Genomic DNA, 524 nt, shown 5'->3' with positions numbered 1-524 from the left:
AGCCGAGCCAGCATGCCGAAAAAATCGGGATTCACCTCACGACAAGCATCAATCACAGTGCGCAAATCACTAGGCATCATCTCTTCGACTTCATCGACTGTGAGTGAAGTAAATACCGGGATGTCTGATACCTGTATTTCAGGGAATAACATATCAACCAAGCTGTCAGGCGGGCCGCTCGAAAGGAGCTTTCGCACATCCGAGACCGATAACTCTCGACAGATGACTTCTCGCTGATCAAGCCTCAGGACCTTTGTCTTACCTGTACTGCTCATGCTTTTCTCCGGGCAATAAAAAACCCGCCGAAGCGGGTTTCGATCTACAAGAAACTATCTCACTACAGGCACCCAGACTTTCGTGGCTGTACCAGTTTTTGAGCCGTCTCTATTGGTTTTCGTCGAGCGGACCGTGCGTTCCTCAAGCGTTACTTGAGGCGTTTGCGGCCGGGACATAGTACGAATCTTCCTGTCAGTTTTTTTAACAGGGCTGTAGCGTTCTGGCTCTATAGCTTCAACTTCTTTAAC

Annotated in this window: 2 protein-coding genes; both read right to left on the bottom strand. The window is 49.0% G+C overall.

What is annotated here, in order from left to right; all coding sequences use genetic code 11:
- The coding region (locus tag V7756_RS19070; protein WP_335611773.1) for a hypothetical protein at positions 1 to 275 on the bottom strand (275 nt) is incomplete at its 3' end.
- Between the two features lie 54 nt (positions 276 to 329).
- A partial coding sequence (locus V7756_RS19065; protein ID WP_335611772.1) for a hypothetical protein occupies positions 330 to 524 on the bottom strand: 195 nt, incomplete at its 5' end.

Origin of the sequence: Halopseudomonas sp. (assembly GCF_036961105.1) — a bacterium.
GTDB lineage: Bacteria > Pseudomonadota > Gammaproteobacteria > Pseudomonadales > Pseudomonadaceae > Halopseudomonas.
Note: the sequence above shows the minus strand (reverse complement) of the source record. Positions and strands in the feature narration are given on the sequence as shown.